The sequence below is a fragment of the Formosa sejongensis genome, assembly GCF_033447105.1.
Lineage (GTDB): Bacteria > Bacteroidota > Bacteroidia > Flavobacteriales > Flavobacteriaceae > Formosa.
In genome coordinates this window covers 106788-127234 of sequence record NZ_JAWQUN010000009.1, presented here as the reverse complement: position 1 = coordinate 127234, position 20447 = coordinate 106788, and the positions used below count along the sequence as shown (strand labels likewise).

The 20447-nt window shown below is 34.3% G+C and carries 13 protein-coding genes; 4 read left to right on the top strand and 9 right to left on the bottom strand.

Annotation, left to right across the window (positions count from 1 at the left end):
- The first annotated feature begins 218 nt into the window (after nucleotides 1-218).
- From dgt to R6X41_RS10875, 3 genes are all read left to right on the top strand, one after another.
- On the top strand, nucleotides 219-1562 hold the full coding sequence (dgt, locus tag R6X41_RS10885; RefSeq protein ID WP_318500170.1) for a dGTP triphosphohydrolase: 1344 nt from the start codon (nucleotides 219-221) through the stop codon (nucleotides 1560-1562).
- Nucleotides 1563-1623: 61 nt separating this feature from the next.
- Nucleotides 1624-4824: a T9SS type A sorting domain-containing protein gene (locus R6X41_RS10880; RefSeq protein ID WP_318500169.1), complete on the top strand. Its 3201-nt coding sequence runs from the start codon at nucleotides 1624-1626 to the stop codon at nucleotides 4822-4824.
- Between the two features lie 349 nt (nucleotides 4825-5173).
- The gene (locus R6X41_RS10875; protein ID WP_318500167.1) at nucleotides 5174-5752 is read left to right on the top strand and encodes a tetratricopeptide repeat protein; all 579 of its coding nucleotides are present in this window, start codon (nucleotides 5174-5176) and stop codon (nucleotides 5750-5752) included.
- Between the two features lie 15 nt (nucleotides 5753-5767).
- On the opposite strand, the gene dxs is transcribed toward R6X41_RS10875, so the two are convergent.
- Nucleotides 5768-7540: a 1-deoxy-D-xylulose-5-phosphate synthase gene (gene dxs, locus R6X41_RS10870; RefSeq protein ID WP_318500165.1), complete on the bottom strand. Its 1773-nt coding sequence runs from the start codon at nucleotides 7538-7540 to the stop codon at nucleotides 5768-5770.
- Between the two features lie 40 nt (nucleotides 7541-7580).
- On the opposite strand from dxs, the gene R6X41_RS10865 reads away from it, so the two are divergent.
- Nucleotides 7581-8030, top strand: coding sequence for a nucleoside deaminase (locus R6X41_RS10865; protein WP_318500163.1), 450 nt, complete (start codon nucleotides 7581-7583; stop codon nucleotides 8028-8030).
- Here R6X41_RS10865 and R6X41_RS10860 read toward each other — a convergent pair.
- The 8 genes from R6X41_RS10860 to R6X41_RS10825 form a co-directional block, all read right to left on the bottom strand.
- A complete protein-coding gene (locus R6X41_RS10860) occupies nucleotides 8027-8266 on the bottom strand; it encodes a hypothetical protein (protein WP_318500161.1) in 240 nt (79 codons plus the stop codon). The genes R6X41_RS10865 and R6X41_RS10860 overlap by 4 nt on opposite strands.
- Nucleotides 8263-10047, bottom strand: coding sequence for a chloride channel protein (locus R6X41_RS10855; protein WP_318500160.1), 1785 nt, complete (start codon nucleotides 10045-10047; stop codon nucleotides 8263-8265). The genes R6X41_RS10860 and R6X41_RS10855 overlap by 4 nt, the downstream gene beginning before the upstream one ends.
- Before the next feature lie 48 nt (nucleotides 10048-10095).
- Nucleotides 10096-11889 (bottom strand): chloride channel protein, encoded by a 1794-nt coding sequence (locus tag R6X41_RS10850; RefSeq protein ID WP_318500159.1) that lies wholly within the window; start codon nucleotides 11887-11889, stop codon nucleotides 10096-10098.
- A gap of 40 nt (nucleotides 11890-11929) precedes the next feature.
- The gene (aspS, locus tag R6X41_RS10845) at nucleotides 11930-13684 is read right to left on the bottom strand and encodes an aspartate--tRNA ligase (RefSeq protein WP_318500157.1); all 1755 of its coding nucleotides are present in this window, start codon (nucleotides 13682-13684) and stop codon (nucleotides 11930-11932) included.
- 106 nt (nucleotides 13685-13790) lie between these two features.
- Nucleotides 13791-17270: an efflux RND transporter permease subunit gene (locus tag R6X41_RS10840; RefSeq protein ID WP_318500156.1), complete on the bottom strand. Its 3480-nt coding sequence runs from the start codon at nucleotides 17268-17270 to the stop codon at nucleotides 13791-13793.
- 9 nt (nucleotides 17271-17279) lie between these two features.
- Nucleotides 17280-18446, bottom strand: a complete 1167-nt coding sequence (locus R6X41_RS10835) for an efflux RND transporter periplasmic adaptor subunit (protein ID WP_318500154.1) — start codon at nucleotides 18444-18446, stop codon at nucleotides 17280-17282.
- An 11-nt stretch (nucleotides 18447-18457) separates the two neighbouring features.
- Nucleotides 18458-19801 (bottom strand): TolC family protein, encoded by a 1344-nt coding sequence (locus R6X41_RS10830; RefSeq protein ID WP_318500152.1) that lies wholly within the window; start codon nucleotides 19799-19801, stop codon nucleotides 18458-18460.
- Complete coding sequence (locus R6X41_RS10825) at nucleotides 19801-20400, bottom strand: TetR/AcrR family transcriptional regulator (protein WP_318500150.1); 600 nt, start codon at nucleotides 20398-20400, stop codon at nucleotides 19801-19803. Before R6X41_RS10825 ends, R6X41_RS10830 begins: the two co-directional genes overlap by 1 nt.
- Nucleotides 20401-20447 lie beyond the last annotated feature (47 nt).

Sequence of the window (20447 nt, the reverse complement as noted above, 5' to 3'; positions counted from 1 at the left end):
TTTTCATGCGGCAAAGAAACCTGAGTTATGTAAAGTCAAGGTTAATCGACGGTTAAAGATTGATGATAAAAAGGTTAATTTAAAGTTAGAGGATTCGTGTATTGACTGAATTTTGTAAACGTTATGTTAACATACAGTGTTTAAGTATTGACTTCAATGCTGCTTAAAGCACTGTGTTTATTAGAAAATGTTATATTGCGAAGACTTAAAAGAAAGTTATGAATTGGGAACAATTACTATCTCTAAAACGACAAGGAGATACTGATAAGCGCTTAAGAAAAGATCAAGATGAAACACGTTTGGGGTTTGAAGTGGATTATGACCGTGTTATTTTTTCATCAGAATTTAGAAGCTTACAGGATAAAACACAAGTAATTCCTATGTCTCAAACAGATTTTGTCCACACACGTTTAACCCATAGTTTGGAAGTTAGTGTTGTAGCAAGATCTTTAGGACGAAAAATAGGAGAAAAATTATTAATTAAATACCCGGATTTAAAATCGGTACATGGGTATTTACCAAACGATTTTGGAGCTATTGTGGCTTCGGCAGCATTGGCTCACGATATTGGGAATCCGCCTTTTGGACATTCAGGAGAAAAATCTATAGGCGAATATTTTAAAACAGGTATCGGTGCTAAATATAAAGAAGTACTTACGCCTAAGCAATATCAAGATTTATGCGATTTTGAGGGTAATGCTAACGGATTTAAAATTTTAACTCAGAGCCGTCAAGGTCGAGTGGGTGGCTTGCGTTTATGTTATGCTACACTTGGTGCATTCATAAAATACCCAAAAGAATCTTTACCTAAGAAACCTACACATCAAGTATCAGATAAGAAATACGGATTTTTCCAAAGTGAGAAGGATGCCTTTTTAGATGTCGCTCAGGAACTCGGTTTAATTGAAAATGGAGCTTCAGGAGATGTGAGTTTTAATAGACATCCGCTAGCATTTTTGGTAGAAGCTGCAGACGATATTTGCTATACTATTATAGATTTTGAAGATGGTATTAATTTAGGATTAATTGAAGAAGAATTCGCTTTAGAATACCTCATCAAATTGGTGAAAGATGTGATTGATATTAATAAGTATCATCAATTAAATAATACCCAAGACCGCATAAGTTATTTAAGAGCCTTGGCTATAAATACCTTAATAAATGAAGCAATTTCTGTTTTTGAAGCTAATGAAGACGCGATTTTAAACGGAACTTTTGCAGTTTCTTTATTAGATAAAAGTAAATATGAAGCACAAATAAACGATATAATAAAAATAAGTGTTGAAAAAATTTACCAATCAAGAGAAGTTTTAGACAAGGAAATCTCAGGATATGCAGTAATTTCTAAATTATTAGATACCTATATTTCGGCAGTAAATAATAGTTATAATGGAAATGCCTCTAGTTACGATAAGCTCATTTTATCGATTCTTCCGAAAACGATTGAATTTAATGACGACGATATCTATTTAAGATTGTTAAATGTATGTCATTATGTGTCTTTGTTTTCTGATAGTCAGGCTATTTTAACCTATAGAAAATTTTCAGGCAAGCATTATTAATTAAGAAAGTTATTTTGGTAACCTTAATTAATAGATTATTTTTGTTGAAAACCCTTTATTTATGAATAAAAAATTACCAATAGTATTGGGACTTCTAGTAATAAGCTTAGCTTTTACTTTTAGTTGTTCTAATAGCAAAAAAGACGATGCAGATAAAGCTATTTCTGTAACGGAATCAAGAGATTTACATAAAAAAAACTTGGAAAATAGTCCTTTTAGAGAGACTCAAACATTATCTAAAAAAGAACGCGCAGATCGTGGTTTACCTCCAAAACGTTTTATGGAACGTCTTTGGGAATTAACAATGAATCCGGTGTTAGGTAGACCAACACCTGAAAACTTGGTAACTATTCAAAAGGATCTACTAGCACAACGTAATGCAAGTTTAGCAACTGGTCGTGTTCCTGGAGATGCTTCAAACAATAACTGGATGGAGCGTGGGCCAAATAATGTTGGAGGACGTACTCGTGCTCTAATTTTCGATCCAAACGATGCAACAAACGAAACGGTGTTAGCAGGTGGTGTTAGTGGTGGTTTATGGAAAAACACTAAAATTTCAGATCCAAATTCAGTTTGGACAAGTGTTAGTCTTCCAGAAAACTTAAATATTACTGTAATTACTGTAGATCCTAATAACTCAAAAATCATGTACATAGGTACTGGAGAGTCTTATGTATCTGGAGCTGTTAACGGAAATGGAGTTTGGAAATCTACCGATGGTGGTAACTCTTGGTTCCACGTGTTTGGAGGAGCTGAAGGTGAAACTGTATTAAAAACAGATTCTGAAGTTATTATCAATTCTCCAAGTGGTATCGCTAATTCTTATATTTCTTTAAGTGCTAGTTTCGGACCAAAAGTAACAAGTGGTATTACAGAAAATTTAGTTTTGGTAGACGCCGGAGGAGCAAGTCCAGCAGAAGCTTGTACTGATATAGTAAATACCGCAGCTGTAAATGGTAAAATTGCTTTAATTTATCGTGGTAGTTGTGATTTTATTGCTAAAGTAATAAATGCGCAAGCTGCTGGTGCAGTTGCAGTTATAATGATTAATAACGAACCTGGAAATCCTATTTCTATGGGAGGAGATGATCTTACTGGAGCAGTAAAAATACCTTCTGTTATGGTGTCTCAAGCCGATGGTGCTAAATTTGTAGCACAATTAGAAGCAGGAGAAACGGTTAATGGAACAATTACAGCAAGTTCTGGAGAATTTTCAGGATTCTATGTTTTACAAGGAAATCAGCATGTAAATGACATTACTATAAGAAATAACAATGGTGTTTCTGAAGTGTATATAGCAGCGGGAACAACGTTTTATAGCGACGCAAGTCCAAGTGCTCTTTTAGGCCCTGGTGATTATGGTTTGTACAAGTCTACAAATGCTGGAGCTTCATGGAGTTTATTAGGTTTACCGCTAACGCCTGCAGGGAACCGTTACGAGCCTAACGATATTGAAATAAGTGCAGATAACACGGTATGGGTCGCTACAAAAACAAATCAGATTTCTGGTGATGGTGGTGGAACTATTTTTGCATCTACAGATGGTAATGCTTTTGTGCTTAAACATGTATTAGATGGAAAACGTACTCAAATTGCTGCATCTCCTACAAATGCAAATAAAATTTATGTCTTAGCTGAAGGGACAGTTGTTCCTGTAATTATGCAGAAAACGACCGATGCTTTTGCAACAATAACAGACTTGCCTTTACCGGATGATGTTGGTCCTGGAATAGATGCTGACGATTTTACTAGAGGACAAGCATTTTATGACTTGGTAATTAAATTAGATCCTACTAACGATGAGAAGGTATATGTTGGAGGTATCGATTTATTTAGTAGTGCAGATGGTGGTAACGTTTGGGATCAATTATCGCATTGGTACGGATTTGATGGGTTGCCAAATGTACATGCCGATCAGCATGCAATAGTGTTTGGAAATGGAGATCCTTCTAAAATGGTTTATGGTAATGATGGAGGTGTTTATTATTCTGGTACTAGTGGAACAAAAGCTACTTCTAGAAATAACGGATATAATGTAACACAGTTTTATTATGTTGGTGCTGCATCAGTTAATAGTACAAATACTGGAGACTATTTTGCTGCAGGAGCTCAAGATAATGGTACACAGTTCTTCGGAAATGCTGCTGAAGGTATAAATCCATCTGTAGAGATTTATGGTGGTGATGGTGCATATACTGCATTCGATAAAGATGGTGTAGACACTTATGTAATATCTAATTATGTTTATAATAATGCGATTACTAGATATAATTATGCAACAGGAGTATCAACGACATTATTTTCAGAGGATGAAGAAATAGGAGAATTTATTAATCCACAAGTTTTAGATTCTAAATTAGATTTTTTATATTCTAATTATTCAGTTACAGACGATTATAAAGTAAAAGTATTCAGAACAAAAGGAGATTCTGGCTTCGAGGCAGCTATGCTTAGTAATCCATTGATGGATTCTCCTGCTTTAGCTTTAGCGGTTAACCCTCATATTACGACTACAAGTGGTGAGGTTTATCTTGGATTAGAAAACGGAAAATTAATAAAAGTACAAAATGCAACAGCTGCTTTTGGAAAAAAATGGACTGAACTTACTGGTGCTGGCTTTGTAGGAAGTATCTCTGATATCTCTTTCGGACAAACAGTAAACGATATTTTTGTTACTTTCCATAATTACGGTGTAAATAATGTTTGGTATTCTAATGATGCAGGTGCAACTTGGAGCCAAAAAGATGGAGATTTACCAGATATGCCAGTTAAAGCTATTTTACAAAATCCTTTAAAAGTTAATGAAGTTGTTATTGGAACTGATTTAGGTGTTTGGTATACTGAAGATTTCTCTAGCGATTCTCCAACTTGGAAATCTGCATTTAATGGAATGAGTAACGTTAAAGTATTAGATTTTGATTTAAGAAACGATAATACTATTTATGCTGCTACTTATGGTAGAGGTGTATTCTCAGGTGCATTTACTGGTGATGCTTTAAGTGTCGAAGATAATGTGTTGGCTTCAGGGATTTCTCTATACCCAACAATTTCTAATGGTGAATTTAAAATTAATTCTAAATCGAATTTAGGAGAAGTTAATCTTCAGATCTTTAGTATAACTGGACAAACAGTTTATGTAAAGAATCTTGATTTAAATGGAAATACGCCAAACGATATTAAGATTAATGTCGCTTCTGGTGTGTATTTAGCTAAATTTACTGAAGGTGCTATGACAACAACAAAAAAGTTTATCATTAAATAAATAATATTCTATTTTGATTATATTAAAAGAGGAGCGCTTGTCGTTCCTCTTTTTTTATATCTTAAATTTAAAATCGTTAATATCAAAACATATGAAAATCAAAATGTTATTGGGTTTATTAATCATTACTGTTTTAGGTTGTAAGCAAGACCTACAAAAACCTGATCTTTTGATTGAAAAACAATCTATTTAAATTGTAGTTAACAAGGAAAAACAAGAAGAAATTATAAATGAACATTTAAAAAATGGTGCATGGAAATATTCTTACTATGCTCAGGAATGGCAATCAGAAATAGATAAAGGCTTAGCAAAAGATTCTACCATTGCATATTTATGGCAACAAAAAGCAATGCCTTTATTTAAACAAGGTAAGTACGAAATCGGAATGGCTTACATCGATAAAGCCGTAGAGTACGACAGAGCAAAATGGCAAGAATATAGAGCATTTATAAAATGTATTTTCGCAAAAACGTACAGAGATGCTATTGCAGATTTCGAGGATTGTAAGATTCGTTTCGGAGATAGTTATGTTATGGATCATACTTACGATTTCCATATTGCACTTTCCTATTTACAACTTAATGAATTTAAAAAGGCAGAAGATATCTTTCAAAAAGATTATGAAAAACAACTTGCTGCAAACGGAAAAGAGTGGTTGCATCCCGTCGATTTGTTTTATTACGGTATTAGTAAATATGAACAAGGCAAATACCAAGAAGCTATTACATTATTTGATTTAGCACTTGACATTCATTCGCAATTTTCGGATGTACAATATTATAAAGCACTTAGTTTAATTAATACAGGAAAAATAGATGAAGCTAAAGCGTTAATGGAATTAGCCGAAATTAATGGCAAGCAGGGATTCTCATTTAATGAAGACAACGTTATTTATGAGCGTTATCCATATCAGGTAAGATGGAGGTAGAAAATATTTTTCCGTTTATATATTTTTCAAAAATAATTCAGATAAAGATTCTGCATCAAGACCTATTGATTTTTGAAGCTGCGCGACTGTTCCGTGTTCAATAAAAACATCAGGAATTCCAAGTATTTCAATTTGAGTGGTGTATTTGTGTTTCGATGCAAATTCTAAAACAGCACTTCCAAAGCCTCCTAAAATAGTACCATCTTCAATCGTATATATTTTAGAATATGTGCTTAAAATGCTATGCAATAAAACGTGGTCTAAAGGTTTTATAAATCGCATATTGTACACGCCAATTTTATCTTGTTGTTCTTGGTTTAGTAAGTTTAGAGCATCTTCAACAGTATAAGCCATCGTACCAACACTTAAAACAGCAATTTTAGTTCCTTTTTTTAGGATTTCACCTTTTCCAATTTCTAATTTTAAAAATGGTTGTTTCCAATTCAGTTCACGACCTCTACCACGCGGATAACGAAACGCTATGGGATGTTCTAATCCCAATTGGGCTGTGTACATAATATTGCGTAATTCTGCTTCGTTTCGAGGTGCAAAGATGATGAGGTTTGGTATACATCGTAAATAAGCCAAATCGAAAACACCTTGGTGTGTTGCACCATCTTCACCAACTAATCCGGCACGATCCAAACAAAAAATAACGGATAAATTTTGAATGGCCACATCATGAATAATCTGGTCGTATGCACGTTGTAAAAATGTGGAGTATATATTGCAAAATGGCATAAAACCTTGTGTTGCTAATCCAGCCGATAAGGTTACGGCATGTTGTTCGGCTATGCCCACATCAAACGCGCGCTCTGGTATTTGTTCCATCATAAATTTTAAGGAACTTCCTGTTGGCATTGCAGGTGTAATACCTATAATTTTTTCGTTGGTTCTAGCTAATTCAACAATGGTTTGTCCGAAAACATCTTGAAATTTTGGAGGTAATATCGTTTTCGACTTCGCAAATAAATCACCTGTTTTGGCATCAAATTTTCCAGGTGCGTGATATTTAACCTGATCTAATTCGGCTTGTTTTAAACCTTTACCTTTTGTCGTTATTAAATGAAGAAACTTAGGTCCAGAAACAGTTTTTAAACGTTCTAATTCTGAAATTACTTTTGGTAAATCGTGTCCGTCTATGGGGCCTGAATAGTTAAAATTAAGGGCTTCAAAAATATTATCTTGTTTCTGAGTTCCTTTTTTAACGTTGGTTAAATACATTTTTAATGCACCAACGCTCGGGTCTATTCCAATCGCATTATCATTTAAAATAACTAATAAGTTTGTGTCTGTTACTCCAGCATGATTAAGCCCCTCAAAAGCCATTCCGCTAGCTATGGAAGCATCTCCAATAACTGCGATATGGTGTGTGTTAAAATCGCCTTTAAGTTTCGATCCTATCGCCATGCCTAGAGCAGCTGAAATAGATGTAGACGAATGTCCAACTCCAAAAGCATCATATTTACTTTCGTCACGTTTAGGAAATCCGCTTAAGCCACCAAGTTGTCTATTAGTCTCGAATTGGTCTTTGCGCTCGGTTAAAATTTTATGCACATAAGCTTGATGTCCGACATCCCAAATTAAAATATCGTCTGGTGTGTTATATACATAATGTAAAGCTATAGTTAGTTCTACAACGCCTAAACTAGCACCTAAATGTCCTTCTTTAGTGGCTACAATTTGAATGATGAAATCGCGTAATTCTTTTGCGAGTTTTGGTAAATCTTCTTTAGATAATAAACGAAGATCTTCGGGCGAATTTATATGTTCTAGTAAATGTGTCATGCAGTTACAAATGTACGTTTTGAAATTGTATTTTTACATTATGGAAAATATTTTTGATGATACTTATTTTATGAAGAAAGCACTACAAGAAGCTGAGGTTGCTTTCGACAAAGGAGAAATTCCTGTAGGCGCTGTAATTGTTGTTGATAATAAGATTATTGCAAGAGCACATAATTTAACCGAAACCCTAACCGATGTTACGGCACATGCAGAAATGCAAGCCATTACTGCTGCTGCTAATTTTTTAGGGGGAAAATATCTTAAAAAATGCACCTTGTATGTGACTTTAGAACCGTGCCAAATGTGTGGTGGTGCCTTGTATTGGAGTCAGATTTCGAATATAGTTTATGGTGCGCGAGATGAAGATCGTGGGTGTATTAATTTGAATACTAAACTGCATCCGAAAACAAGCGTTAAAGGTGGAATAATGGCAGAAGAAGCTTCAGCATTAATGAAGCGTTTCTTTATAGAAAAACGAAATTTAAACTAGAGTTTTCTATCGTCACCTTCCTTTTCTCTCATCTTTTCTAAATTCTCTTTAGTTAGCATATAATCTTTTGGGTCCTTGTCTTTCCATCGGTACCAGGAGAATATAGGAAATACAACTAAAAATAAGCCAACAACTCCAAAACCAACGAGTTTTTCGGAATAAGGTAATTCTAAAACTAATCCAGAGATAATACTTGTAAATACCAAGATGGTTAATATAATGATGAGGTTTTTCATGTAAATTTTATAAGTTGACTTCTATAGGCCGTTAAAAGCTTCGATTTTGAGATGTATCCATGGTATTTTTCATTTTTAATAACAGGTAAATTCCATGCACCACTCGTTTTAAATTTATCCATAATATCACTCATGGAATCTTTGTCGTAATCAATAATACCCGCAGAGGCATGCATGAGGCTTCCGACATTAACACTATCGTACATATCGGTATCAAACATAATGTTCCTGATGTCGTCTAACCTTAAAACACCTAGAAATTCATGCGATTCATTAACAACTGGGAAGTGGTTTCGTGATGATTTTGCGACCGCATTTTTTAAAATATATCCAAGTGTCATGTCGGGTTTCAGGATGATAAAATTATTTTCAATAATTTTATCGATATCCAAAACCATGAGCACGTTCTTATCCTTATCGTGTGTCATAAGTTCCCCGCGTTCTGCCAATCGCATGGTGTAAATCGAATGGGAAACGTATTGTTTTGTTATTGCAAATGAAATGGCAGAAACAATCATTAAAGGGACATATAATTCATAACCACTTGTAATTTCAGCAATAAGGAAAATAGCAGTAAGCGGTGCATGTAGCACGCCTGCCATGAGTCCGGTCATTCCAATTAGTGTGAAATTGGTTTCGGAAACATGAAAGCCAAACCCAATATTATTAATTATTTTTGCACAGGCATTTCCTAAAGTACTCCCCATAACAAGTGTTGGGATAAAAATACCACCTACGCCTCCGGCTCCAAAAGTGGTGGTCATGGCAATGGCTTTAAATGCTGAAATTCCTAGTAATAAAACGATAACAATCCAAATATTTGATAAGTCCACATTAAAAGGTGTGTGCCCTATTGCAGTGATATGATCGCCTTTTAATAGATTATTCATAAGACCATACCCTTCACCATAAAGTTGTGGAATAAAAAACAACATGGTGCCAATGGCAACGCCACCGATTAAAAGACGTAAAGCGCGACTTTCAAATTGTTTAAAAAAGGCTGTAATAGCAAAAAATACTTTTGAAAAATAGATGGAGGCCAATGCTGTAACTAAACCCAATAGAATGTAGAAAGGGATGTCTCCAACAATAAATTCATCTATTAATTTAAAATTAAGTAAAACATCGGTTCCTAAAAACATATATGAGGTTACGACTGCAGTAACAGATGCTAGTAAAAGCGGAACTAAAGAAATAAAAGCAATATCTAAGCTGAAAATTTCAACGGCAAATACAATTGCTGCCAACGGAGCTTTGAACATAGAGGCCATGGCTGCAGCAGCTGCACAACCAATTAAAAGCATCCGTGTTTTTGTATTCATGTGAAACAATTGTGCTGTATTCGAACCTAATGCTGCACCAATACTAACGGCTGGACCTTGTAATCCAACTGATCCCCCAAAACCAGCTGTTAACGGCGCTGTAATTAATGAGGCGTAAATGTTATATCTAGGAATGATGCCGTTTAGTTTTGAAATGGCGTGTAACGTAGATGAAATACCGTGTCCAATGTGCTTTTTTAACCAGGTTTGTTTTATGACATAAACGAGGAATAGACCAATAATTGGAAGAATAAAATATAGCGCACTTTCAGAATCTTTAAATAAATCTAGGTCAAAAAGTGAGCGAATAAAATAGGTGAGGTTTTTTAGGATTACCGTACCCATACCAGATAAAAAGCCAATAAGTACACTAAGAATATAAACAAACTGTCGTTCGGAAATATGTTTGTATTTCCAAATTAAAAATTGACGTAGAAGGATTTTCGTTCTAGTTGGCATGTTATAAAAATACTAAAAAAACGTTCAATTATATTTCGTTTTTATAAATCAACTCGTAAAATTAATAAGCTGACGACGGTATGCTGTAAGTAGCTTAGATTTTGAAATGAAACCAATGTATTTTTCATCTCGAATTACGGGAAGATTCCAAGCACTTGAATCTTGAAATTTCTTCATAATATCTGTCATTCTATCCGTGTTTAAATCGATAATTTCTGGAGGAGCTTGCATAATATCACTAGCAATAACTTCGTCGTACAATGTTTGATCGAACATAATAGGTCTAATATCATCTAAAAGAATAATACCCACAATTTTTTTAGACTTTATACTAATAACAGGAAATATATTACGATTGGATTTTACGACTGCTTTATGTACAATGTCTCCTAGAGTCATATCCGGGCTAACCTTTACAAACTTAGTTTCAATTAAGCTTTCAATGTTCATTAACGTAAGTACAGCTTGATCTTTGTCGTGTGTAATTAAATCGCCTTTTCTTGCCAATTCCATACTATATACAGAATACGGTAAAAAGTATTTAGTTACAATAAAACAGATAACAACGGTTATCATAGAAGGGATAAATAATTTATAACCACCAGTTAATTCAGCAATTAGAAAGATAGCTGTAAGCGGAGCCTGAAGCACACCACCAAGTACGCCAGCCATGCCAACAAGAGTGAAATTACTTTCGGATAAATGCAGTTTGAAAACATCTAAAGTATTGACGAATTTTGCGAAACCAAAACCTAATACTGAACCCATAAATAGGCTAGGGGAGAAAATACCTCCAATACCACCAGCACCAAAAGTTAAGGACGTTGCTATAACTTTAAAAAGTACCAAACCAAAAAGTAGCGCTAAAATTGCCCAGTTGTTTGTAATATCGATATGCATAAAGTTATTGGTAACGACCTCGCTAAAATTACCAGTCACCATATTGTTTATAACTTCGAATCCTTCACCATAAAGAGGTGGAATAAAATAGACAATTATTCCAAGACCAGTACCTCCAATTAATAATCGTTTTATAGGTGATTTAATACCGTGAAAAAAATCGTGGAAATAGGCGTATACCTTAGTGAAGTAAATAGAGGTAAGACCTGCTAATACGCCAAAAACAATAAAAAAGGGCACTTGGCCGAGTGAGAATTGAGCAACTAATTCAAAAGGTACAATAGTATCCGATCCATAAAAGAAATAGGATAATAATACTCCTGAAATGGATGAGATAAGAAGTGGTAATAATGAGATTAATGTTAAATCTAAACTAAACACTTCTATCGCAAAAATAATAGCGGCAATGGGCGCTTTAAAGATACAAGCAATCGCACCGGCAGCAGCACAACCAATTAATAATGTACGCGTAGCTTGATTGGTATGAAACAACCTTGAAATGTTAGAACTTATAGCTGCAGCTGTCGAAACTGTTGGTCCTTCTAAACCCACAGAACCTCCAAAACCAACGGTTAATGGAGCAGTAAGTAAAGCCGAAAACATTTGATATTGTTTCATAATTCCTTTTTTCTTCGCAATAGCACGAAGTGTTGAAGGAATCCCGTGACCAAAATCTTGGCGTATAACATATTTTTTAACTAAATAGGTTAAAGTTAATCCTACGATTGGAAACAGGAAATAAAACGGATGATGATAACTACTTACCACTTTATTCTCCATTAAATGTTGAATATAGTGCGTTGTGTTTTTAAGTATTACTGCACCTAAACCAGCAATTAAACCAACTAAAACACTTAAAAAATAAACAAAGTTTCTATGGGCAACATGCTTTGTTTTCCAAAGTAGAAATTTTGTTAGTAATGATCTTTTTTGAGTTGGCATAAGTAGAGTGTAAAAATCCCGCAAAAGCGGGATTTAGTATTTATGATTTTAAATTAAGTCTTAAGCTTAGCTCTTCAAGCTGCAAATCGTCTATGCGTGAAGGTGCATCTATCATAACATCGCGACCTGAATTATTTTTAGGGAAAGCAATAAAATCTCGAATAGTTTCTTGTCCGCCTAAAATTGCTACTAAACGGTCTAAACCAAAAGCTAATCCACCGTGTGGAGGTGCTCCGTATTCGAAAGCATTCATTAAGAATCCGAATTGTTCTTTGGCTTCTTCTTTAGTGAATCCTAAATAATCGAACATTAAAGCTTGTGTTTTCTTATCGTGAATTCTTATAGATCCACCTCCGATTTCGTTTCCGTTTAAAACTAAATCGTAAGCATTGGCTTTAACTTCGCCTGGATTAGTTGATAGTAATTCTAACTGACCAGGTTTAGGAGATGTAAATGGATGGTGCATTGCGTGGTAACGTTTAGTGTCTTCATCCCATTCTAAAAGCGGGAAGTCCATAACCCATAACGGAGCAAATACTTTAGGATCTCTTAATCCTAAACGTTCTGCAAATTCCATACGTAAAGCACTTAATTGTGCGCGAACCTTATTTTTAGGTCCAGAAAGTACGCAAATTAAATCGCCAGCTTTAGCATTTGTTGCTTCTGCCCATTTTGCTAAGTCGTCTTGATCGTAAAATTTATCTACTGAAGATTTAAAAGAACCATCGTCATTACAACGCGAATAAATCATTCCTAAAGCACCAACTTGCGGACGCTTAACCCACTCTATTAATTTGTCGATTTCTTTACGAGTGTAACTGTTTCCGCCAGGAACAGCAATACCTACAACTAATTCTGCATCGTTAAAAACTTTAAAGTCTTTGTGTTGAGTAATGGCATTTAATTCGCCAAATTCCATACCAAAACGGATGTCTGGTTTATCGTTTCCGTATAAACGCATAGCATCGTCGTAAAGCATTCTTGGAAATTCTTTAATCTCGACACCATTTACTTCTTTAAGTAAGTGACGTGTTAATGCTTCAAACACATTTAAAATATCTTCTTGTTCTACAAACGCCATTTCACAGTCAATTTGTGTGAACTCCGGCTGTCTGTCGGCACGTAAATCTTCATCTCTGAAACATTTTACAATCTGAAAGTATTTATCCATACCACCAACCATAAGCAATTGCTTAAAAGTTTGAGGCGATTGCGGTAGTGCGTAAAACTGTCCTGCGTTCATTCTTGAAGGCACAACAAAATCACGAGCACCCTCGGGAGTAGACTTAATTAAATATGGTGTTTCCACTTCAATAAAGTCTTGATTAGAAAGGAAATTTCTAACTTCTTGAGTGACTTTATGACGGAAAATTAAGTTGTTTTTTACTGGATTACGACGAATATCTAAGTAACGATATTTCATACGTAATTCTTCTCCACCATCTGTTTTGTCTTCAATAGTAAATGGAGGCGTTAAAGAAGTGTTCAAAATAGTTAATTCTGAAACTAAAATCTCGATATCTCCAGTAGGAATATTTGGGTTTTTAGAATCACGTTCTATAACCGTTCCTTTAACTTGTATTACGAACTCACGACCCAATTTCTGAGCCTGTTCTAACATGGCTTTAGGTGTGCGTTCTTCATCAAAAATAAGTTGAGTAATACCGTAACGGTCGCGTAAATCTACCCAAACCATAAATCCTTTGTCACGTACTTTTTGTACCCAGCCAGAAAGTGTTACTTCATTATTTATATGAGACGATCTTAGTTCGCCACAATTGTTACTTCTATACATATCTAAATTTTTGATGTGCAAATTTAATGAAGTTAAATGATTATAAACTAAAAAATCCGAAGCATTCTACTTCGGATTTTTTAGTTTATAACGTATTGCGTTTTAGTTATATAGAAACAGAGGTGATTCGTTTTTCTGACAACCACATTTTAAATCGTGTCACCAAGTAGAAAAATACTGGTACAACAATTAAAGTTAAGAACGTCGCGATTAATAATCCGTAGATTACAGTCCAGGCTAATGGTCCCCAGAATACAACATTGTCTCCACCCATATATATGTTAGGATTAAAATCGCTAACTAGTGTAAAGAAGTTAATGTTCAGTCCAATTGCCAAAGGTATTAAACCTAAAATTGTTGTAATAGCAGTTAGTAAAACTGGACGTAAACGTGCCTTACCTGCACGAACAATACATTCGTATAAATCATCATGTTCCAAATAGTCATCTTCACCTAAATCTAATTCATTTTTCTTTCTGTCAATAAGCAGTTGTGCATAGTCTAGAAGCACTACACCATTGTTTACAACAATACCTGCAAGAGATATAATTCCCATCATAGTCATCATAATAACAAATGGGTCTCCAGTAATTACTAATCCTCCAAAAACTCCAATAAAACTTAAGAAAATGGCTAACATAATTATTCCTGGTTTAGATACTGAGTTGAATTGGAAAATCAATATAAAAAAGATAAGTGCTAACCCCGTAAAGAAGGCTCCCATTAAGAAGGCCATTTGTTTATTTTGTTCTTCAATCTGACCAGTGTAATCGATTTTTACATCGCTAGGTACTCCTTCGAAAGTTTTCATTTCTCTCTGGACTTGATTTACAATGGCAGCGGCATCTGTAAATCCTGGAGATAAAGCAGAATACACAGTAACGACACGCTTTGTATCGTTGTGTTTAATAGCATTATAACCTGAAGTGTTGTTTTGTTTTGCAACAGCAGATACTGGGATTTCTTTAATTTTCCCCGTATTATCTCTAAATGTAATTTTTTGATTGAAAATTGCACTTGTATTATATCTGTTGGCTTCGTTAAAGCGTACATATATGTCGTAATCGTCGCCATCTTCTTTAAAAACACCTGCTTTACTTCCGAAAATAGAATTACGTAACTGCGTTCCTACTTGGCTAGCGCTTACACCTAGTTCTCCTGCTTTAGCTCGGTCAACCTCTACCAACATAGTTGGTTTTCCTTTATTAACATCAATTTTTAATTCGTCGATTCCTGCGATGTTTTTTTCATTGATAAAGTCACGCATATTTTCAGCTAAACCAATAAGTTGTTCGTAATCGTTTCCTTCTATTTCAATATTAATAGGAGAACCAGCTGGTGGTCCATTTTGATCTTTCTCCACAGAGATTAAAATTCCAGGATAAATTCCAACTAATGCTTTTTGTACTTTCTGACGAAGCAATTCACTATCTGCCCCACGTCTGTATTTGTACTCACGCATGGAAGCGGTAATTTTGGCTTTATGAGGCATTTCTGCAGCAGAACCTCCATCTGTTTGTGGGTTTCCTGCACCTTCTCCAACTTGCGATACTGCACTTTCTACTAAAAAGTTATAATCTCCATCTTTATACATGTCATCATCAATAACTGTATAAACTTTCTCCTCGATTTCTTTAGTTATCGCATTCGTTTTTTCGATATCTGTACCTTCAGGATATTCTATATAAACAATAATCTGATTGGGTTTGTTGTCTGGGAAAAATTCAACTTTAGTACGCTGTGAAGCTAAAGAAGCTCCGAAGGCCATAAATGCGACTATTAATAGCACAAAAGTAGTAATGGTAATAAATGCTGGCCATTTTTTACTTAGCGCACGACGTAATTCACGTTCGTATAGGTTTTCAAATTTTACCAATATTTTGGTTTGGAACGTGTTTGCCATTTTCCGCAAAAACAATCTGTAAATCCATAGCATCGCAGAAGTGAAAAGCATTAATCCACCTAATCCTCTATAGTCTCCTCCAAATATTAAAATAAGTATACCTATTGCTGAAACTATACCGGTTACCGTAATAATATTCTTTAAAGGCATATCTACGTCTTCAATAGTCATGAATTTTGAAACCAATACCGAGTTAAAGAAAATGGCAACAATTAAAGATGAGCCCAATACGGTTGACAATGTTATCGGGAGAAGAATCATAAATTTACCCATTACACCTGGCCAAAGTCCTAGCGGAATAAAGGCTGCAACTGTAGTCGCTGTAGAAATAATAATAGGATAAGCGATTTCGCCAATACCAACTTTTGCAGCTTTCTTTCGGCTCATGCCTTCCTCATCCATTAAACGATATACGTTTTCTACAACCACAATACCGTTATCTACTAGCATTCCTAGTCCCATAATAAGACCAAACAACACCATCGTGTTTAAAGTATAACCTAAGAAGTCTAGTATCATTAAAGACATAAACATAGACATCGGGATGGCGAAACCTACAAAGAGGGCATTTTTAAATCCTAAGAAGAACATTAAGACTGTAATTACAAGGATAACACCAAAAATAATGTTGTTTACCAAATCGTCTACCGCACCAATAGTTACAGAAGATTGGTCGTTTGTAATGCTTACAGTTAAATCTTGTGGAAATACATTTTCTTTGGTGTCTTTTACAATTTGCTGAATTTGCACTGCAGCATCAACCATGTTTTTTCCTGCACGTTTTTTAACATCTAACATCACTACACGGTGTCCAAATTCGCGCGCATAGGTTGTTCTGTCTTTTTCTTTAAATGTAACACTAGCGACATCCTTTAAATAAATAGGATTGTTATTGTCTGATTTTATTACGAAATTGTTTAATTCATTTGGATCTTCAACTTCCCCTAAAATTCTTATGGTACGTCGTTGACCGCTAGATATTAAATTTCCGGCAGACATGGTTACGTTTCCACCACGAACAGCGTTTATAACATCGTCGAAACTTACTTGAGCAGCCATCATTTTATAGATGTCTACTGCAATTTCTACTTCTTTCTCTTGTGCTCCACGAATATCTACTTGCTTAATTTCTTGAAGGTCTTCAATTTCATCTTGAAGGTATTCTCCAAAGTCTTTTAATTTATCGACAGGATAATCTCCAGATATATTAATATTCAGAATTGGCATTTCTTCCGATAAGTTCAAATCGAAAGCATTAGGTTCTACTTTTGCATCGTTAAAAGTTGGCCAGTCTTCACTTGACGTTTCCGAATCTATTTCGTCTTTAACTTTTTGTTTGGCAGCTTCTACGTCAATATTTTCATCGAATTCTACAATAATCATAGAGTAGTCTTCTTGAGATGTAGATGTAATTTCAACTACATTACTTATAGTTTTTAATTTATCCTCTAAAGGGTCTGTAATTAACTTTTCTATGTCTTCGGCTGTGTTTCCGGGGTATATAGAGCTTACATATATTTTAGTCTCTACAACCTCAGGGAAACTCTCACGTGGCATATGGTAATACGCGGTAACTCCTAAATAGAAAATTACAGCCATAATTACATATATCGTAGTTTTGTTATTAATTGCCCACGACGACATTCCGAATTCTTTGTCGGTATTCTTTTTGTGTTTTGTCATGATTGTAAATTAATATTTAATAACTTTTACTGTTTGCCCGTCTCTAACACTACGAGCGCCTTCATTTATTATTTCTGAATTAGCTTCTATACCACTTAAAACTTCTATAATATCGCCTTGCGTTTTACCTGTTTTAATGATAACACGTTCTGCAACAGCTTCGTTTTCCTCGTTTTTGTTCTTAACGATATAAATGTATTGCTCGCCATTTGCGTTTTCAGAAATGATACTTAACGGAATTAATACCGCATTTTCGCTTGTATAATCGTTAATTTTAAGTTTAGCAGTTAAGTTTGGTTTAATATTTCCGTCTTTATTGGGAACTGCAATTTCAACTTTGAACGTTCTGTTAGCTGGATTAATAAAATTACTAGCCTGACGGACTTTTGTATCTACAGAAGTACCTAAAACAGGAAATTCAACTTTTACGGCTTTACCTTCAACAACATCTGTAATGTAGTTTTCTGGAACTTCAGTTTCGATGTACATGTCTTTCAGGTTTACAATTCTAATTAATTGCGATTGTCCTGGCATTACTACACTTCCTTGATCTGTAATAATATCGTCGATTACACCTGTAAATGGAGCCACTACGGTTGTTTTTGCTAATTGCGATTTTAACTGATTTACAGATTGTTCTTGAGCTTCGTAACTAGATTTAGCTTGAAGAAATTGAATCTCACTTCCAATTTTTTGATCCCAAAGACGTTTCTGACGTTCGAAAGTTGTTTCGGCTAAAGCCAATTGTATTTCCATTTGAGCGACTTGTTGTTCTAGTCCGCCATCGTCTATTCTCGCTAAGGCCTGACCTTTTGTAACACGTTGTCCTTCCTTTACAAAAACGTCTTTTAATATTCCAGACATTTCTGGATAGATTACAATATTTTGTTTGGTTTGTACACTACCTTGTAATTCTAAATAATGTATAAAATTTTCTGAAGCTGCTTTAACAGTCGTTACTAAAGGTAATTTTTTGGTATCGTCTAGAGATTCAATTTTTTCGTCAATAATCTTAATTTGATCAGCTAATGCGATTTGTTGTGTTTCTAATTCCGTACGTTTTGCGCGAATATTTTCTAGATTACCTTCGGCTAAAATGTCTTCTACAGATTGTTCTTTTCCTCCACAGGAAATTAAAAGGAAAGCGAAAGCAGCGATTGTATATATGTGTTTCATTATTGTTATGTTTAGTAGTTTACGGTATTTAAGATAGAATCTAATTCTGCTTTTTTGTTGATGATATCTAGCATAGCTTGCAGATATTCTTGCTGTGCAGAGTATAATTGAGTTTGTGCTTGTCGTAAATCGAAACTAGTAGCTATACCTTCAAAGAATTTAGTTTCATTTTTACTTTCAATACGTTCAGCTAATTCTAAATTTAATTTTTTATTTGAATAATCTTCAATCGCATATTGATATTCGCTTTTAGCTGTAGCAATCTGAAACTTTAATTGTTGTTCTGTATCAATTAAGACTTCATTTGCTTTTTCTAAATCAATTCTAGCTTGTTGTGTTGCTGCCGAACGGCCTAAAGAACTAAAAATAGGGATATTTAAACTCACGCCAAACATGGAATTCCCATACCATTTTTGATTGTTATTAAAGAAACCGAAGTTTTCTCCAAAAGCACTATAACCACCATTAACAAAAGCATTAAGTGTTGGCATACCTTTACTCATCGCTAATTTCACAAATAAATCCTTGCTTTCTACGTCGTTTTCTGCAATTAGATAATCTATAGTGTTTTCTACATTATCGTTTGCCGCTAAAGCTTCTAGAGATGTGTATTGTAAACTTAATATTTCAAGTGTGTCTGTTAGCGTTGTATCTGTATTTAAATCTATACCCAATGTGATATTCAACATTTGGTACGATAAGATGTTCATACGTTTAACTTTATTTAAGTTACTAATTAGGCTAGAAAGGGTTATTTTAATTTGTTCTACACTTTCTTCTTCTTCTAATCCGTTTTCAAATGTTTTTTGAATTTCATTTAAATTCGATTCAAGAATGGCTTTATTGCTTTCTAAAATTTTTAAGCTTTCTTCGGTAATTAAAACGTTTCCGTAGGCGTTAATTACAGCTTTTCTAACTTCGAGATCTGTTTTGATTTTAGAGTTTTCAGAAATTTCTAAATAAACTCTTGTTGCTTGTAAACCCACTAAATAAGAACCATCGAATAATAGCTGATTTAAAGTCGCCGTTGCACCAATATTTTGTTGCGGACTAAATTCTACAGGGATAAATGTGCCAGGATCTCCGCCTACGATTTCTCCAGGGAGTAACGATACTTGTTGTTTAATCCAGTTTTGGTAATCTACAGCTGCGCTAATTTGTGGTAAACCTGTAGCGGTTGTTTCCCATTTTTTTTCTTCTGCAATTTCTATATCTCGAGCAGCATTTAGTACTGTTCTGTTATGTAATAAGGCATAATCTATAGCCTCTTGCAAGCTAAATGCAACTGGAGCTTCTTGAGCGAAGGCCGATACACTTAGACATAAACTAAATAGTATTATTAGTTTGTTTCTCATTATTTAATTTCGTTTTTTTTGTTTAAAAAATCAAGACCAAGAGGTGTGCAGATTCCTCTTAAATGGTATTCTAAGTAATTGTCCAACAATTGTTGCATTGAAAATTGATTGTCAGGAAAAACTTCTTCGTCTTTAAGAGCTCCAATCGAGCTAAAATAAATTCTTGAAATAAAATCTACATTTAAAGATTTTCTATAAAGTCCATCTGTAATTCCTCGATTTAAGTTGTCGCTAACACACTCTTGCATTGCTTCAAATTGTTTTTGTTTTAAAATGGAATAAATACGGGGGTAATATTTTTTTAATTGAAATACGGATGATTTTTTTTCATTTCTTAAGTAGTTAGTAATGAACTCTTTAATTTTAAAAAGTTCTTCTATGGGATTGGCTTCTATTGTAAATATGGCATCTATAGATTCCGAAATACAATCGTATTTATATATAGCTGTTGCTTCTACTAATTTAGTTTTCGTTTCAAAATATTGGTAAATGGTTTTTTTAGAAATACCCATCTCCTGCGCAATATCATCCATAGTCACACTTTTAAATCCTAGATTTAAAAAGAGTTCCGACGATTTTATAATAATCTTATTTTTCATGAGTGTTTAATTCGGTGCAAATATAGAGAAGGAAACTTATAAAACAA

What these genes read in the sequence shown, in the direction of transcription:
- dgt (WP_318500170.1), top strand. Translation starts at nt 219, where the DNA reads ATGAATTGGGAACAATTACTATCTCTAAAACGACAAGGAGATACTGAT.
- R6X41_RS10880 (WP_318500169.1), top strand. Translation starts at nt 1,624, where the DNA reads ATGAATAAAAAATTACCAATAGTATTGGGACTTCTAGTAATAAGCTTA.
- R6X41_RS10875 (WP_318500167.1), top strand. Translation starts at nt 5,174, where the DNA reads ATGCCTTTATTTAAACAAGGTAAGTACGAAATCGGAATGGCTTACATC.
- dxs (WP_318500165.1), bottom strand. Translation starts at nt 7,540, where the DNA reads ATGACACATTTACTAGAACATATAAATTCGCCCGAAGATCTTCGTTTA.
- R6X41_RS10865 (WP_318500163.1), top strand. Translation starts at nt 7,581, where the DNA reads ATGGAAAATATTTTTGATGATACTTATTTTATGAAGAAAGCACTACAA.
- R6X41_RS10860 (WP_318500161.1), bottom strand. Translation starts at nt 8,266, where the DNA reads ATGAAAAACCTCATCATTATATTAACCATCTTGGTATTTACAAGTATT.
- R6X41_RS10855 (WP_318500160.1), bottom strand. Translation starts at nt 10,047, where the DNA reads ATGCCAACTAGAACGAAAATCCTTCTACGTCAATTTTTAATTTGGAAA.
- R6X41_RS10850 (WP_318500159.1), bottom strand. Translation starts at nt 11,889, where the DNA reads ATGCCAACTCAAAAAAGATCATTACTAACAAAATTTCTACTTTGGAAA.
- aspS (WP_318500157.1), bottom strand. Translation starts at nt 13,684, where the DNA reads ATGTATAGAAGTAACAATTGTGGCGAACTAAGATCGTCTCATATAAAT.
- R6X41_RS10840 (WP_318500156.1), bottom strand. Translation starts at nt 17,270, where the DNA reads ATGACAAAACACAAAAAGAATACCGACAAAGAATTCGGAATGTCGTCG.
- R6X41_RS10835 (WP_318500154.1), bottom strand. Translation starts at nt 18,446, where the DNA reads ATGAAACACATATATACAATCGCTGCTTTCGCTTTCCTTTTAATTTCC.
- R6X41_RS10830 (WP_318500152.1), bottom strand. Translation starts at nt 19,801, where the DNA reads ATGAGAAACAAACTAATAATACTATTTAGTTTATGTCTAAGTGTATCG.
- R6X41_RS10825 (WP_318500150.1), bottom strand. Translation starts at nt 20,400, where the DNA reads ATGAAAAATAAGATTATTATAAAATCGTCGGAACTCTTTTTAAATCTA.